Annotated in this window: 2 protein-coding genes and 1 pseudogene; all 3 read right to left on the minus strand. The window is 65.6% G+C overall.

The window, feature by feature from the left end:
• Positions 1-131, minus strand: a pseudogene (locus IE271_RS40875) (IS701 family transposase); the annotation flags it as partial.
• A gap of 53 nt (positions 132-184) precedes the next feature.
• Positions 185-517: a hypothetical protein gene (locus IE271_RS40880; RefSeq protein WP_190195474.1), complete on the minus strand. Its 333-nt coding sequence runs from the start codon at positions 515-517 to the stop codon at positions 185-187.
• Between the two features lie 282 nt (positions 518-799).
• Positions 800-970, minus strand: a complete 171-nt coding sequence (locus IE271_RS40885; protein WP_229919986.1) for a helicase — start codon at positions 968-970, stop codon at positions 800-802.
• Positions 971-1,560 lie beyond the last annotated feature (590 nt).

Here is a 1,560-nt window from a genome sequence, read left to right on the forward strand (position 1 = left end):
CCGTCCATCATCAAACCCCGCAGATAACAGTCGCCCTTGGCCCGCTGATCCTTCCGTGGCACCGAGGCGAACACATCCGCCACGAACAACGCCAACGTCGCCCGCATCCGCTCCACTTCGTGCGCGTCCACACACTCCAACATGCTCTTGATCAGCACAAACGAAAAGACCTAACGGAGTCCTACTAGGCTTCGCGTATCTGGAGGCTTTCCACCGCGTGCCAGCCGCGGGCTGCGAGCCGGCTCTGCAGGCCGAGTTCGGGGCGTGCCCGCAGGGTCAGGCACAGGGAGGACGGCAGGGTGCGAGCGACGTCGACCAGGGCTTCCAGCGCGCCCTGGGAGATGTAGTCGACGGCGGTGAGGTCGACGGTCACCTCCCGGTGCCCGCCGCGGCAGCGCAGCAGGGCCCGCGTCAGAGGGACCTTGTGATCGGCCGTGACCTGGCCGAAGAGCTTGATGCCCGGCGCCTGGGACAGAGGTGTGATGACCATGAGGTCGTCTATGAAGTAGTCGGACATAGCCGGATTCCCCCAGCCATAGCACCGCCGGGAAACGAGGCGACCGACATTCCTCAAGGGCCAAGCCGCGGCGGTTTCTCATGCGATGCCAAAACAGGCGGGCATTCGGAGCCCGCAGAACACAGCCGCTGACGTAGAAGCGCTTCCAAGCCCCGAGCGATCGTCGGACCACAGCGCCCTAGCAACGGAACACCAGCAGTTCACGGACTACCGGCAGCCTACGCCCGAACCCCTTGCCCTGGCAGCCCGTCGGGTACCGGCGATCCCACTCCTGCTTCGCGTCTACGCCGCCCATTTGAACTCGAGATCCGCCAACTGCTGGAGCTTGTCCGCAGTCAGCTTGGCGCGGCGGGTCCTGGTGGTGGACAAAAACACCTCGAGCTTGACCTCCGTGCCGCCCTCCAGCCGCTCCACATGAGCCTGCGGCACCGGTGCGGGCCTTGTGCTGCGCAAGAGCCGTCAGGCCACGCTGGAAGGCCGCTGAGCGCCCCGCCCCGGCCTTCCCTCCGCCCTGCTGCGCGAACTTACCGCCATGGGCCTGGTGACCGCTTTGGATGGTCGGCCGCTGACCGTGTCCTCGCGGGCTCTGGCCGCAGGGCGGGCGATGCGCATTCGGATCAACCTGATGCCTGTAGCGAGCTACGACGGGCCTCACAACGTGTTCGACGCCCTTGAAAGCGTTCGTGAGGCAGCTGCCGAGTCGGCTGTCGCGGCCTGGAAGCGTGAATTGGAACTTGACGCCCAAAAGCGAGCAGAGCAGGCATCTGGGAAGGAGGGTCAGATTTCTGACTCGCAGGGCGCGGGTCGGATTTTTGACCCGTCGGGGCAGAATTTCGACCCGCTGGGTCAGATTTCTGCCCCGTGTTCCGGGGGTGACCTGCAAGATCCTGAGCCCCTGCTCAGTCCTTCCGCTCCACGCGTTATCGGGCTACGCGGCCGCACCCGGGCTGGGATCGCTGCCGGAGGACGTTGAACGCTCGCTGCTACGTCACGACGGCTCTGGTCTGCAGTCAGGACTGAGGTGAGTGCGCGGCGGGTTGTCC

This window comes from Streptomyces minutiscleroticus, assembly GCF_014650875.1.
Lineage (GTDB): Bacteria > Actinomycetota > Actinomycetes > Streptomycetales > Streptomycetaceae > Streptomyces > Streptomyces minutiscleroticus.